Origin of the sequence: Paenibacillus sp. FSL R5-0810, assembly GCF_038002285.1 — a bacterium.
Taxonomy (GTDB): Bacteria; Bacillota; Bacilli; order Paenibacillales; family Paenibacillaceae; genus Paenibacillus_AQ; species Paenibacillus_AQ lactis.
The window spans coordinates 984,300-997,277 of the sequence record NZ_JBBOCF010000001.1; the positions used below are offsets into that span (position 1 = coordinate 984,300).

A 12,978-nucleotide genomic window follows, 5' to 3' on the forward strand; every position below is an offset into this window, starting at 1 on the left:
TAGCAAAAGATAATTGTTAGCAAACCCCTAACTCTTTTTATAGTTAGGACGATGGGTCTTTGTTCAAACTGAAAACGATAGATAAATAAAAATTAAAAAGGCAGCCGGTCGTTGTGATCGGCTGCCTTTTTATATATTGAATTCCTATTTAAGTTCCTCTCTCGATTTCTCTTTGATAACTTAGATAGTCATATTTAATATGATCAAATTGCGATCCAATTTGTGTTAAAACTTCTCTAATCATCTTATCATATCTAGTTTCAAGCCATTCTGATACAAAATTACTCGGTGTATATATGGTAAATGTCTGCTCACGTTTAATACAAAATGTACCTTTAAACCACGTATTAAAAGAAGGTGCCGATACTTTCTTTTTGAATTTAGTCAGTGCCATATCCCAAACGGTTCGGTCCTGCTCTGTGATCTCTCTATCCAAAACCTTAATCTTGTTTCGAAGCTCTTTATCCAGCTCGAGTGGAGTCTTAGTTTTACGGACAACAGTCCCTTTACTGATGACATCCTCATAAACCTCGCTATAATCTATTGATGGATCCAAATTTAGAATCTGATCAAATTGTTCGACGATGCCCTGCATATAACGATCGTGGTCAATCTTAAGCTCAGTTGGGAGCTGCTCATAAAGTTCCATAGGAAGGAAAGGGACTTTCTTTCGAATTTTAAATAATGGACTTTCTTCCATGTTGTTCTTATCCGCATTTAGAACATTAAAAACAAGTACAAAACCATATTTCTCAAGGTTAGCAAGAATTTTTTTCACTGTGTTTCGGCTCTTATTCATCTTTTGTGAGATGAGGTTTATATCGGGCCAGCAATAGTCTTTGTCTCCATAGCAATAGCGCTTAAGATGGCCATACAGCGCGACTCCTTCGGCAGAAAAAAAATGACCCCAGTAATCCCAAATATAATTACTAATGATAGTCATGTGACCATCCACATAGGGGATAGGCTGCCCATGTTTATCGAGTGTAAATCGCTTTATTTCTTCTTCAGGTATGTAAATCTTCTCTAGCTTTTTTTATGTTTACTATAGAATGTTCTGAAATGAAAGAACAGGAATGATGGCAGTCATTCGAGAATGTTCCTTTAGGGACTTGTACGAGCCAAAAGGAGCTCCAAGCGCGGCGCAAGTCCCGAAAAGGGACTTGTCCTGGCCAAAAGGAGCTCCAAAAGCGGAGCAAGTCCCGAAAAGGGACTTATGTAAAGAATGGGGAGGTAATTCAATGTATATCAGAACTGCAGTTGAAGCCGATGCAGAAGGCATCGCAAGCGTGCATGTGAACAGCTGGAAGACGACATACCGGGGGATTGTTGATGACGCGTACTTGAATTCGCTGTCGGTCTCGGACCGGGAGGAGAGATGGCGCTGGAAAATCGGCAACCTTCGGGATGACGAGGAGCTCTTGGTTGTTGCCGATGATCAGGGAACCATCTACGGCTTCCTGACGTACGGGAGGGAGCGTGAGGACAAGCTGCCGCATGAAGGCGAGGTCTATGCAGTCTATTTACTGAAGGAGATTCAAGGTCAGGGATGGGGGAGACGACTGTTCGCAAGAATGAAGGAATTTTTGCGCTCCAAAGGATTTACTACCTTGATGGTATGGGTTCTTGAGGGAAATTCTGCTTTGGCATTCTACCAGCGTATGGGCGGGCGTGAAATCAAGCGGAAGGAGATCGAAATTGGCGGAAAGACGTATACGGAATTTGCTTTAAAATGGGATTCTATCGAGCAGCTACCGTAACGGAAGGTCTGAGCCGAAATCGGAGTGTTTACATCTAAGCATGAATGCAATAAGATAGATGATATACCCCACGGGGTAATGAGTTGAAAGATACGTCAATATGCTCCTTGGATCGAGTCATCTAGCGCCGAGTGAGCGCTTCATCCATGGAACTGTCAACTAACGATTCTCTATTCACGGCCACTCTTTTCATTTTCACGGATACACTCTTCACGGTCATTGCACGGTCATTTTCACGGTCACTCTTTTCATGATTACTCTTAATTGGTTACTCTAAAATGGGTCACTTTGATCAATTACTGCCCTTCATAAATGGTTGCTGTATATAAAAAGTTCCTCTACATAAATGATTTGCCCTACGCAACAGCTATCATCTCAGAACATTGCAAGGAGGTTCCCCAGTGACTGTCATTCCGATTGGCCCGTTTATGATCCGGGCGGATATTGCCGTATTCCTGATCGTTGCCATGGCAGGGTATATGACGCTCCGCGTCCGGTTACATCGTCTTGAGCATAGGGATTGGCTGCTTGATACTTACGTTTATTCGCTGCTGATCGGCTTCGCCGTATGGAAATTCGGTATGCTCATTTGGGACCCGGTGCGTACGCTCCGCCACCCCTTGTCTCTAATTTATATGACCGGCGGAGTGCGCGGAATAGGGCTTGGGAGCCTTGCAGCTGGCATCTACGTCCTCGTTCGGTGGAATAAGATGAGATCACTGGGGTCGCTGTTAATCAAGTCCTTCCTCATGGCCGCACTGGCTGGCGGCTTTGTTTATATACTGCTCGATGGGCTGATCACGGACCGTCCGATCGGGGCCGGGCAGCTACTGGTGATGCTTCTGCTTATCGTTCTGTTGAGCTCCGCCTGGTTAACATTTGATTCTCCCTTACCGCAATGGTTGACATTCGGTCTAGGCAGGAACGGAGCGGTTATGCTTGTGATCGGCTCTTTGCTTGTGTGGGCGGTATATAATCACCTGAACGACTCCGTCAACGGCTCGACGGGTGACCGTCCTGCACTAACGGACGATGCCGATGGAATCGCCGAAGGCCTCAAGCCGGGGAAACGTGCGCCTGATTTTGCGTTGCGGACAGTAGACGGACAGGAGGTCCGGCTGTCGGATTACCGCGGCCGTACGGTCCTCCTTAATTTCTGGGCTTCCTGGTGCCCGCCGTGTAAAGCGGAAATGCCCTACATGGAGGATTTTTATAATGGGCATAAAGCAGAAGACGTCGTTATTCTAGCCGTAAATATGACGCATCTTGAAGGCAGCATGGAGGACGCTGCATCCTTCGTGGACTCGAATGGTCTCACATTTCCCGTGTTGTATGATCGAGACGGAACGGTAACCGGAACGTACGAGATCACTGCTTATCCGACAACCTATGTGCTGACGCCGAACGGCGTTGTTTCGGGGAGGTACCAAGGAGCCATAAACGAGGAGCTCATGGTCAAGGCTTACCGGCGTGCAAGCGGGTCTTGAACCGAGGGGCAAATCGCGGATTTTTAACGTCCAGGACACCTATCACTGCCGCACACTCTCCAGGAAGAATATAATACACAAACGCTGGGGAGGGGGAAAGTCGAGTGCAGCAAATACCGGTTTCGGCTGATGTATGCCGGGGATACATTGGTAAACAAGTATGCGCGGTCCTGTATGACGGAACTGAAGTTGTAGGCACGATCCGAGGCGTTCATGATCACGGACTTGAGCTTGAGTATGCCTCGAATCCTTCAGCTTCGATTTTGTCTGTAAAAGGGAAAAAAGGAAAGAAAGCTGCGAAATCCAAAAAGGCTGGCGCACAAACGTCTGCGTTTGGGCCGTGGGGTTACGGCGGCTACGGCTATGGCTTCGGCAACGTTCTTGCATGGGAAGCAATCGCCCTGTTGTTCCTGATCCCGTTTTTATTCATTTAGCAGGCTGCAGCAGGAGTTCGGTTGGAAAAAGAATGATCTCCTAAACAAAGGAGATGGAAGAAGACGGGGCGTAAGCGCGGCTTGCCCTGTCTTCTTTCGTATCCCGGCGAAAGATCACCGGCCATGCGATGAACGGTTGATTCGTTGATTGGCGTGCTGTACATAAGCTTGGCCTACCATCCAGGCCGAAAGAATGAATGCTACCAGGAAGAAGAATGCTGCCCCAATGGGAATGGCCGACCACTCGAACAGCGTGTAACCGAGAAGCGTTTGCCATCCGATTGCCATGAGGCCGAGCAGGTAGGAAATTCCGGTCAGATGGATAACGATGAACCTTGATGCCGGATTGAGTGTAATCATGGACAGCCATGCTGCAAACGGAACGACCTGCAGGGCGTGAAACCCGAATCCGTGGAGCCAGATAATATTGCCGCCTGCTCCGGTGAAGCGTCCGGTGTTGACGGAGATCCAGATTCCTGCAGCAAACGAGATGATGACGGCGATCATGGCATAGCGTACGCCGAGCACGATTTCCGGATTGGCGTTGAGCACCCGTCTGCGAAAATATTGAACGGCGATGATGACATAAAAGAGGACAAGCAGCAGCGCAACCAGTACGAATATATTGGAAACGGCCTCATCGAAGACCGTCCCGTTCCGAACGAACCGGGGATCGACGCCCCTGAAGTTTTGAACGGTTTCCGCGAAATAGGAATAAAGCGCGAGCAGAATATAACTCCAGCGAAACCAAGCCTTGGACCTGGTTCCCATACCCGAGAAAGGGAGGATCGCTGCGGTCGAAAGCAGAAATATCCCGAGCGCGGCATTAAACGAGAATGCTTTTCCAATATTCCCTTCCGGTGCGACCGGTCCCCCGTATATCAGTACCCAGATCCCGCATATCCCCGCCAGCAGAAATCCGAGCAGTCCTGCGACGATCAACGATTTTTCCTGTTTAAAAATATCTGCAATATGCGTCGGCCCTTCTTGAATCCTGTGATTCATGTTCAACAACACCCTCTCCATTAGACTTTCTCAAATTTACAAGAGAAGAGACCTGTTCTTTAACCGTCCGGAGAGGGATGTTCTGCCGTTCGCAGGGCGGATTTCATCCCCGACTTTGGATGGGGAGCTCCTTGATCAACTAAACCGGCAGGCTCTAACTCACAAGCAATAGCAGCATGTACCCGGGCCGGGCCACATCACATCCTAGGACTTGAGGCTGTAACGTCATAGGCAGTTAGCAGAGAACCTTTCCTAGGGCACGATTTTTCGCATAGGATTAAGGACATGCGTAGGGGATGAGCAGAAGGAGGCCCTAGCGGCTAGGACCGAGTTTCCTAGATTTGAAAATGGTATAATTGGCCCCTTTGTTTTATTGCCCATCCCCTGATTTCAGACTAAAATTGAAAAATGTGGTTAATCGTTTGGGGAATCGGTTAATGGTTGATGGGGGTATCCCGCGGGTTCCAATCATGCCGGTAGAATAGGAACACCAAACTTGAATGAAATGACAGACAGAAGGGGCGTTATATCGTTTATGTCCAATCGAATTTTGATTACACCCGAACAGCTGGAACAGGTCTCAACCCAGTTCGCGCAGTCCGGACAACAGAGTCGGGAGATTGTCGATCGTCTATCGCGAAGCATTCTTGAGATGGAGAGCCAGTGGGAAGGAATGACCCGGGAACGGTTCTACGGGGATTATCAACAGGCTAGAGCTACCATGAACAAATATCTCGAATGCCTTCAGACGATCTCGACGGATCTGAAGCAAATCTCGGTGAAGTTCCGGACAACGGACGAAATGATCAACGGAGCGGGAGCTGTTCCTGCCGGAGGAGTTGGAGCAGGAATCCTGGCAGGCACTGCAGGAGCAGCCGGGGCAGCAGCGTTAGCGGGATCGGCAGGATCTGGAGCTCTCGGCATGACGGCAGCTGCGAACGGCAAACCGGCAGGCGTCCAGACTGCCAGTGCAGAGGACTTACTGGATAAGGCGCTCAAAGGCGTAGAGGCGGAAGGCAGCGTCGTTAAAAATGAAGAGAATGGTCTGTATACCAAAGCGATTACCGGCAGCGCAAGCGCGAATTTAACCGAAGGCGCAAGTGCCAGCGGCGCCGTGGTGGAAGCCGGTTATGAGAACGATTACGTGCAAGGCTCCGTCAGCCTGGTGAAGGGCGAGCTGGAGGCATCGGTGAAGGACGGCACGCTGAGTCTAGGTGCCGAAGCAACGCTGAACAAATACGAAGGCGGGTTCAAAATTCCGCTGCCTTTCACGGACAGAGAGCTCCATATCGGCGGGTCCGCTTCGCTCGGTACGGTCGGAGCGTCGGCAGAGGTCGGGAAAAGCGGCTTGAAATTCCATATACCGCTGGGTCCGGGAGCCAGCCTCGTCGGAGTCGGGGGTTCCATATCCGTCAAGTAAGGGAGGAGTGCCGTACAATGAGCGGTAAACAGCAGCGTTTTAAATACATAATGATCGTCATTGCCATTGTCGGCATATTGGGCACGGTGATTCCGAACCTGCTCGAGACCGATTATGCGGCAGCAGAGAAAGCCGTAATCTGTATTTCCTATCTCCTAGGAGTTCCTCTTGTCGTATTTGTCGTATATAAAATAGGCAGTAGATTAATGAAGGGTTGATGATCATGGAAACGCAAATGGATCAGCGAATGAATCAAGAGCATCAGGGGCAAGGAGAGAAACATTTGCTTCCGATCGGATCGGTTGTCAAATTCAAAGATTGGGATCAGACGCTGATGATTTACGGAAGAATGCAGAACGACTCGAAGACGCTGAAGCGTTGGGATTATGTTGCCTGCTTCTACCCGCATGGCAATCTGACGAAGGATTCCAATATCTTTTTTAACCATAAGGATATTTCCGAAGTCGTCTTTACGGGCTATATCAATGATGAGGAAATTGCCTTCCGGGACGCTTTGCTGGAGGGGATCGAGAAGGCGGACCAAGCTGCTGCAGCTGCGGCGGCGGGGCAGGATAAATAAGAATCGAACGAATCGGCCCGACGAAGAGCTGTCTGTGCGCATAAAGGATGCGTGCGGGCAGCTTTTTGTATTTTTTTAAAGCTCCGTTTTTATAAGTTGCGTCTTTTATAAAGCGGCTGTTCCGCATATTCGGATTGATTTTTGAATGGGTGCTGAATGTTGACTTAGGGGGCAGGTGGATTAGGCAGGTGTGGATTTGGGTTTATTGCTTTTTCAGAAAATTTCACAAAAAAACAAAACAAAAATCTTTGTTTATTTTTGAAAACAAACTATTCAAAAACAAACAAACATGATAAGATGAGGGCAAATACAAAGCAATCGAAGACATGAATCGGAGGGGAAGTTTTCATGGTACAGAGCTTATGGGAACATTCGAAGGCGCAGCAGGCGCAGAATACGCGTGAGGAGCTTGTTTACCGTTCGAATCTGATCGGCGCGGACCGCCGTGTCTGCAATTGGGGCGGTGGTAACACGTCAAGCAAAACAACGATTAAGGATTTCCGCGGCAAAGACGTTGAAGTTATGTATGTCAAGGGAAGCGGTTCCGACCTTGCCACGATGAAAGCGGGCAATTTCACAGGTCTGCGAATGGAAGACATCCGGCCGCTGTTTGAACGCGAGTCGATGACGGATGAAGAAATGGTCGCATATCTTGGTCACTGCATGGTCGATGCCAAGGACCCTCGGCCTTCCATCGAAACGCTGCTGCATGCTTTCCTTCCGTTTCCGCATGTGGATCATACCCATCCGGACGCCATTATCAGCTTGTGCTGCGCACATAACGGCAAAGAAATCGCGCAGGAAATTTTCGGAGACCAGTTTGTGTGGGTGCCGTATGTACGTCCTGGCTTCACCCTCTCCAAGATGATTGCCGAGGGCGTGCTCGCCAATCCGAAAGCCGAGCTCGTATTGATGGAGAAGCACGGCCTCGTTACCTGGGGAGATACATCCGAAGCATGCTACGCCCAAACAATACGGATTATAAGCGAGGCGGAGGCGTATATCGAGGCGCGGATCGATGACAGCAAGCTGTTCGGCGGACGGAAGTTTGCTCCTCTGCCTCAGGACGTCCGCAGACGCATTGCCGGCGAGATCATGCCAGCTATTCGCGGCGCGGTGAGCGACAGCAAGAAGATGATCCTGACCTTCGACGACCAGGATGATGTGCTGGATTTCGTATGCGGCAGCGATTCGCCGAAGCTGTCTCAGGTCGGTGCAGCTTGTCCCGATCATCTGGTTCATACGAAGGTGGTTCCGCTCTTTATCGATTGGACGCCGGATGCGGATGACGCCCAAGGGCTGCAAGAGAAGCTTGTAGCTGGAATTGCGGCGTACAAGGAGCAGTATCAGGCTTATTTTGAACGGAACCGGCACGAAGGGGACGTCATGTTCGAAGCCGCCCCACGCGTTATCCTCATCCCGGGGCTCGGCATGATTAATACCGGCAAGAGCTGGGCGATGTCCCAGGTCAGCGGCGCGCTTTACCACCGTGCCATTGCGGTGATGCGCGGGGCGACAGCGCTGGGTGAATTCGTCTCCCTGAGCGAAAATGAATCCTACAACGTGGAATATTGGCCGCTGGAGCTTTACAAGCTGACCCTTGCTCCGGCCGAGGCGGAATTCTCCCGGCAAGTGGCATTCATTACCGGCGGTGCCGGCGGCATCGGCAGCGCAGCGGCTCGCAGGCTCGTCGCCGAGGGGGCGCATGTCGTGCTGGCCGATTTGAATCTGGAAGGCGCGCAGAAGGTTGCGGAAGAGATTAATGCGGCATACGGCGATGGCCGTGCCATTGCCGTAAAAATGGACGTAACCGACGAATCCGCGGTGCAGCAGGCCTATCATGAAACTTCCTTGACGTACGGCGGTGTGGATATCATCGTGAACAATGCAGGTCTTGCGACATCAAGTCCGCTCGATGAGACGTCGTTGAAGGAATGGAACCTGAATATGAATGTACTTGGGACCGGATATTTCCTCGTAGCCAGAGAGGCCTTCAAGCTTATGAAGGTACAAGGCATCGGAGGCAGCATGGTGTTCATCGGCTCCAAGAACTCCATCTATGCCGGCAAGAACGTGACTGCCTACAGCTCCGCGAAAGCGCTGGAGGCGCACTTGGCACGCTGCATCGCGGCCGAGGGCGGAGAGTACGGCATCCGGGTAAATACCATTTTGCCGGATGCCATCCTGCAGGGCTCGGCGATCTGGAACTCGAACTGGAGAAACGAGCGGGCGGCCGCTTACGGCATCGAGCCGGATCAGCTCGAGGAGCATTACCGCAAGCGCACCACGCTGCTGGTTAATATTTATCCGCAGGACATCGCTGAAGGCATCGCCTTCTTCGCTTCGTCGAAATCCTTAAAGACTACCGGATGCATGCTGACGATCGATGGCGGGGTTCCTGCCGCATTTACTCGCTGATCAGACAGAAGGCAACAAGCTGGACTCCTTGGTGAAGCATCCAGGCCGTTCAGGCACGGCCATGAAAGGAAGCAGGGGCTTGTCCCCTGCTGACCTTATCTTTTTATGAGGCGGGAGGTACCAAGATGAGGCAGGATATTGCACGGAATTATGAAGAGGCGAAGAAGCAGTACGCATCCCACGGCATCGATGTGGACCAGGCGCTTGCCGAGCTCTCGGACATCAAAATATCCATTCACTGCTGGCAGGGTGACGATGTGCGCGGCTTTTTGTTCCGCGACCAGGAATTGTCGGGCGGCATCTCCGTTACGGGCGAGTATCCGGGCGCCGCAAGCACGCCGGAAGAGCTGCGGGCCGATCTGACCAAGGCGATGTCCATGATACCGGGGACGCACAAGGTCAATTTGCACGCCATTTATGCGGACACGGATGAAAGCGTTGACTTGGATCAATTGGAGCCCAGACATTTTCAAAAATGGGTGGATTGGGCGAAGGAGCAGGGCATCGGTCTTGACTTTAACCCAACGTGCTTCTCCCACGACAAGTCCAAGGACGGCTTTACGCTAAGTCACCCGGATCCGGAAATCCGTCAATTCTGGATTGACCATTGCAAGGCCTCCCGGCGGATCGGCGCCTATTTCGGCGAGCAGCTGGGGCAGACCTGCGTCACGAACATATGGGTGCCTGACGGCTACAAGGATGTGCCGGTAGACCGGCTGGCTCCAAGACAGCGGCTCAAGGATGCGCTGGACGAGATTTTCGCCGAAGAGCTGAATCCGGCCTGGAATCTGGATGCGGTGGAGAGCAAGCTGTTTGGTATCGGCTCAGAGGCGTATGTCGTCGGATCCCATGAGTTTTACATGGGGTACGGAATGCGCAATAACAAGCTGATCTGCCTGGATGCAGGCCATTTCCACCCGACGGAAGGAATCGCCGGGAAGCTGTCATCTTTAGCGCTGTTCACGGACGGCATTCTGCTTCATGTTAGCCGCCCGATGCGCTGGGACAGCGATCATGTCGTCATTATGGACGACGAGCTGCTGGAGATTGGAAGAGAGCTCGTGCGGAATCATTTGCTGCCAACGACGCATATCGGCTTGGATTTCTTCGATGGAAGCATCAATCGAATTGCTGCCTGGGTGATCGGAACGCGCAATACGATCAAAGCGCTGCTGAGAGCAAAGCTGGAGCCGACCGAGAAGCTGAAGCAGGCGGAGCTGGATGGCGATTACACCACACGCCTGGCTTTAATGGAAGAGTTCAAATCGTATCCGTTCGGAGCCGTCTGGGATTATTACTGCGAGAAGATGGGCGTACCTGTTCGGGAAGAATGGCTTGCCGAAGTCAAGCGTTATGAGCAGGATGTGCTGCTGAAGCGATAAAGGGATGCGGCATGCTGCAGTGAAATCAGTATAATTAAACAGCTATGGACCGAAATAGTGATAGCGTTCTCAAGAAAAAGTCTACAACGGGACCAGAAGGAGGCTTGGGATAGGTGAGCGTTCTTGCGTTTGACTTAGGAGCAAGCAGCGGCAGAGCGATGCTCGGGCGGCTGAACAGCCGGACCATCGAAATGAAGGAGATCCACCGGTTTCCGAATGATCCGGTTCGCGTCGGTGACCGGTTTCAATGGGATATTCTAAGGCTTTACCACGAGATTAAGCAGGGACTGCTCCGGGCAAAAGGGGAACAAGAACTGCCTGCCAGCATCGGCATCGATTCATGGGCGGTCGACTTCGGCCTCCTTGATGCCCGAGGTGAGCTGCTCATGAACCCTTACCACTATCGGGATCCGGCCACGGAAGGTGTTATGGAGCGAGTGTTCCGTGAGATCCCGGCTGCTGAAATTTTCAGCCGGACAGGGATTCAATTTCTTCCGTTCAATTCGATTTACCAGCTCGTTTCCATTCAGCAGTTAAGGCCATTTCTGCTTCAGGAAGCCGGCAGCTTCCTGATGATTCCCGATCTCCTCCGGTATTTCCTTACCGGGGAGATGGTCAGCGAGTTTACGAACGCCACGACGACCCAGCTGTATAATCCCGTAGCCCGCGGATGGGACGACGAATTACTCAGGAAGCTGCACCTGCCTTCAAACATCTTTCAATCCGTGCTTCAGCCGGGGACGATGGCCGGCAAGCTGCGCGAATCCGTAACAGGCGAGCTCGGGCTTCCTCCGATACCGGTCTACGCGGTTGCGGAGCATGATACCGCCTCTGCCGTCGCAGCCGTTCCGGCGCTGGAACGTTCCTTCGCGTATCTGAGCTGCGGAACCTGGTCCCTGATGGGGACGGAGGTTGAGAGACCGGTACTGACCGAAAGGGCAAGGGAGCTGAACTTTACGAACGAAGGGGGCGTCTACGGCACATTCCGCCTGCTCAAAAATATCATGGGGCTGTGGATTTTGCAGGAAGCGAAGCGTTCCTGGGAGCTCGAGGGCGTATTGTACTCGTATTCCGAATTGGTTATGATGGCAGAAGCGGAGCCTGCATTCGCCTGCTTTATCGATCCGGACGATCCGGTATTTCTGCCGGCCGGAGACATGCCGAAGCGGATCAGGGAATATGCGGCTCGAACCAACCAGAAGCCGCCGCAAACCCCAGGCGCAATCGTACGATGCATTATGGAGAGTTTGGCGCTGCGTTACCGGCAGGTGCTGGAATTGACCGAGGCGCTGTCCGGTCAAACGTTCAAGGGGCTGCATATGGTCGGCGGCGGCATTCACAACGAATCGTTGTGCCAGTGGACTGCGAATGCGATCGGCAAGCCGGTATGGGCCGGTCCTGCGGAAGGGAGCGCCGCCGGCAATATGGCGGTGCAATGGATTTCGCTTGGCGAGCTTTCGGATATTTGGGAGGCTCGTGCCGTAATTAGAGACTCCTTCGAGGTTCGCGTATATGAGCCTGCGGATGTCCCGTTATGGGAAGAAGCCTACGGTTTGTTCAAGCAAAGAACCGGAGGGAACACAATACAACAATAGTAAGGATGAGGGCGGTATCATGCTGGTTGCTGAACGATATGAGAAAATTGTACAGTTGGTCAACGAGAGAGGAAGCATCCGTGTTGCGGAACTTAGCCGGATATGCGGCGTGACGGAGGAGACGATTCGCCGGGATTTGGACCGGCTGGAGGAATCGGGACGCCTGCGCCGTTCGCACGGGGGCGCGGTCAGCGTGAAGGATCAACCGGAAATTCATCGGTCGCAACCGGAGGTGCCGTACGCGGAACGGGAAATTATGAATGCGGCGGAGAAGCAGCGGATCGCGGAGGAAGCGGTAACCTTGATTTCGCCGAACGACCGGATCCTGCTGGATGCGAGCTCGACCGCGTGGTATATGGCCCGGATTATTCCGGATATCCCGCTGACCGTGCTGACCAACTCCATCAAGGTGGCGGCTGAGCTTAGCGCCAAGGAGAAGGTGCAGGTCATCTCGACTGGCGGCATTTTGGCCCATCGTTCGCTGTCATTTGTAGGGCCGCTTGCGGAACGGTCGCTCGATGCGTATTACGTGGATAAAGCGTTTCTCTCCTGCAAAGGCGTTCATTTGGAACGGGGGCTCAGCGAATCCAACGAGCTTCAGGCCAGAATCAAGCATAAAATGATGGGCATGACCGATCAGGCCATTGTCTTGGCCGATGCCAGCAAATTCGGCGTTCAGGCTTTTACCCAGGTTGCCGATCTGTCGCAGGTGCACATGATCATCACGGACCGCCGGCTGCCGGATCACGAGGCAGAGCCCTATCAAGCGCTGGGCATCTCGTTTCGATCGGTTTAGTCTTGATCGGCTTGTTCCGTACGGCCCATGTCATACAGTCCCCCGCAAGGGGGGCTTCTCGATCATTCGACTCGGCAGAGTCATTTTTTATACATCATAAT

General features: G+C 52.0%; 12 protein-coding genes. 10 read left to right on the forward strand and 2 right to left on the reverse strand.

Annotated elements, in window-relative coordinates:
- Positions 1-148: 148 nt before the first annotated feature.
- Complete coding sequence (locus tag MKX76_RS04600) at positions 149-943, reverse strand: helix-turn-helix domain-containing protein (protein WP_341033098.1); 795 nt, start codon at positions 941-943, stop codon at positions 149-151.
- 298 nt (positions 944-1,241) lie between these two features.
- On the opposite strand from MKX76_RS04600, the gene MKX76_RS04605 reads away from it, so the two are divergent.
- The 3 genes from MKX76_RS04605 to MKX76_RS04615 all read left to right on the forward strand — a co-directional run bounded on the left by MKX76_RS04605 (position 1,242) and on the right by MKX76_RS04615 (position 3,681).
- Positions 1,242-1,760: a GNAT family N-acetyltransferase gene (locus tag MKX76_RS04605; protein ID WP_028407252.1), complete on the forward strand. Its 519-nt coding sequence runs from the start codon at positions 1,242-1,244 to the stop codon at positions 1,758-1,760.
- Positions 1,761-2,161: 401 nt separating this feature from the next.
- The gene (locus MKX76_RS04610) at positions 2,162-3,247 is read left to right on the forward strand and encodes a peroxiredoxin family protein (RefSeq protein ID WP_341033099.1); all 1,086 of its coding nucleotides are present in this window, start codon (positions 2,162-2,164) and stop codon (positions 3,245-3,247) included.
- A 104-nt stretch (positions 3,248-3,351) separates the two neighbouring features.
- A complete protein-coding gene (locus MKX76_RS04615) occupies positions 3,352-3,681 on the forward strand; it encodes a hypothetical protein (protein ID WP_007128516.1) in 330 nt (109 codons plus the stop codon).
- Between the two features lie 114 nt (positions 3,682-3,795).
- On the opposite strand, the gene MKX76_RS04620 is transcribed toward MKX76_RS04615, so the two are convergent.
- Complete coding sequence (locus tag MKX76_RS04620; RefSeq protein WP_341033100.1) at positions 3,796-4,686, reverse strand: hypothetical protein; 891 nt, start codon at positions 4,684-4,686, stop codon at positions 3,796-3,798.
- Positions 4,687-5,221: 535 nt separating this feature from the next.
- Between MKX76_RS04620 and MKX76_RS04625 the strand changes: the two genes are divergently transcribed.
- From MKX76_RS04625 to MKX76_RS04655, 7 genes are all read left to right on the forward strand, one after another.
- Complete coding sequence (locus MKX76_RS04625) at positions 5,222-6,106, forward strand: WXG100 family type VII secretion target (protein ID WP_341033101.1); 885 nt, start codon at positions 5,222-5,224, stop codon at positions 6,104-6,106.
- A 17-nt stretch (positions 6,107-6,123) separates the two neighbouring features.
- A complete protein-coding gene (locus MKX76_RS04630; RefSeq protein WP_007128513.1) occupies positions 6,124-6,324 on the forward strand; it encodes a hypothetical protein in 201 nt (66 codons plus the stop codon).
- Between the two features lie 29 nt (positions 6,325-6,353).
- The gene (locus MKX76_RS04635; RefSeq protein WP_028407249.1) at positions 6,354-6,686 is read left to right on the forward strand and encodes a DUF4176 domain-containing protein; all 333 of its coding nucleotides are present in this window, start codon (positions 6,354-6,356) and stop codon (positions 6,684-6,686) included.
- 348 nt (positions 6,687-7,034) lie between these two features.
- Entirely contained in the window at positions 7,035-9,104 is a 2,070-nt protein-coding gene (locus MKX76_RS04640; protein ID WP_341033103.1) for a bifunctional aldolase/short-chain dehydrogenase, read from the forward strand.
- 125 nt (positions 9,105-9,229) lie between these two features.
- Positions 9,230-10,486: an L-rhamnose isomerase gene (gene rhaA, locus MKX76_RS04645; RefSeq protein WP_213617179.1), complete on the forward strand. Its 1,257-nt coding sequence runs from the start codon at positions 9,230-9,232 to the stop codon at positions 10,484-10,486.
- 113 nt (positions 10,487-10,599) lie between these two features.
- The gene (locus tag MKX76_RS04650; RefSeq protein WP_144878388.1) at positions 10,600-12,081 is read left to right on the forward strand and encodes a rhamnulokinase; all 1,482 of its coding nucleotides are present in this window, start codon (positions 10,600-10,602) and stop codon (positions 12,079-12,081) included.
- Between the two features lie 19 nt (positions 12,082-12,100).
- Positions 12,101-12,877: a DeoR/GlpR family DNA-binding transcription regulator gene (locus tag MKX76_RS04655; RefSeq protein WP_007128508.1), complete on the forward strand. Its 777-nt coding sequence runs from the start codon at positions 12,101-12,103 to the stop codon at positions 12,875-12,877.
- Positions 12,878-12,978: the final 101 nt, after the last annotated feature.

Bases quoted from the DNA above. Each gene is read 5' to 3' on its own strand.
- MKX76_RS04605 (WP_028407252.1), top strand. From the start codon at position 1,242: ATGTATATCAGAACTGCAGTTGAAGCCGATGCAGAAGGCATCGCAAGC.
- MKX76_RS04640 (WP_341033103.1), top strand. From the start codon at position 7,035: ATGGTACAGAGCTTATGGGAACATTCGAAGGCGCAGCAGGCGCAGAAT.
- MKX76_RS04625 (WP_341033101.1), top strand. From the start codon at position 5,222: ATGTCCAATCGAATTTTGATTACACCCGAACAGCTGGAACAGGTCTCA.
- rhaA (WP_213617179.1), top strand. From the start codon at position 9,230: ATGAGGCAGGATATTGCACGGAATTATGAAGAGGCGAAGAAGCAGTAC.
- MKX76_RS04600 (WP_341033098.1), bottom strand. From the start codon at position 943: ATGACTATCATTAGTAATTATATTTGGGATTACTGGGGTCATTTTTTT.
- MKX76_RS04630 (WP_007128513.1), top strand. From the start codon at position 6,124: ATGAGCGGTAAACAGCAGCGTTTTAAATACATAATGATCGTCATTGCC.
- MKX76_RS04655 (WP_007128508.1), top strand. From the start codon at position 12,101: ATGCTGGTTGCTGAACGATATGAGAAAATTGTACAGTTGGTCAACGAG.
- MKX76_RS04620 (WP_341033100.1), bottom strand. From the start codon at position 4,686: ATGAATCACAGGATTCAAGAAGGGCCGACGCATATTGCAGATATTTTT.
- MKX76_RS04635 (WP_028407249.1), top strand. From the start codon at position 6,354: ATGAATCAAGAGCATCAGGGGCAAGGAGAGAAACATTTGCTTCCGATC.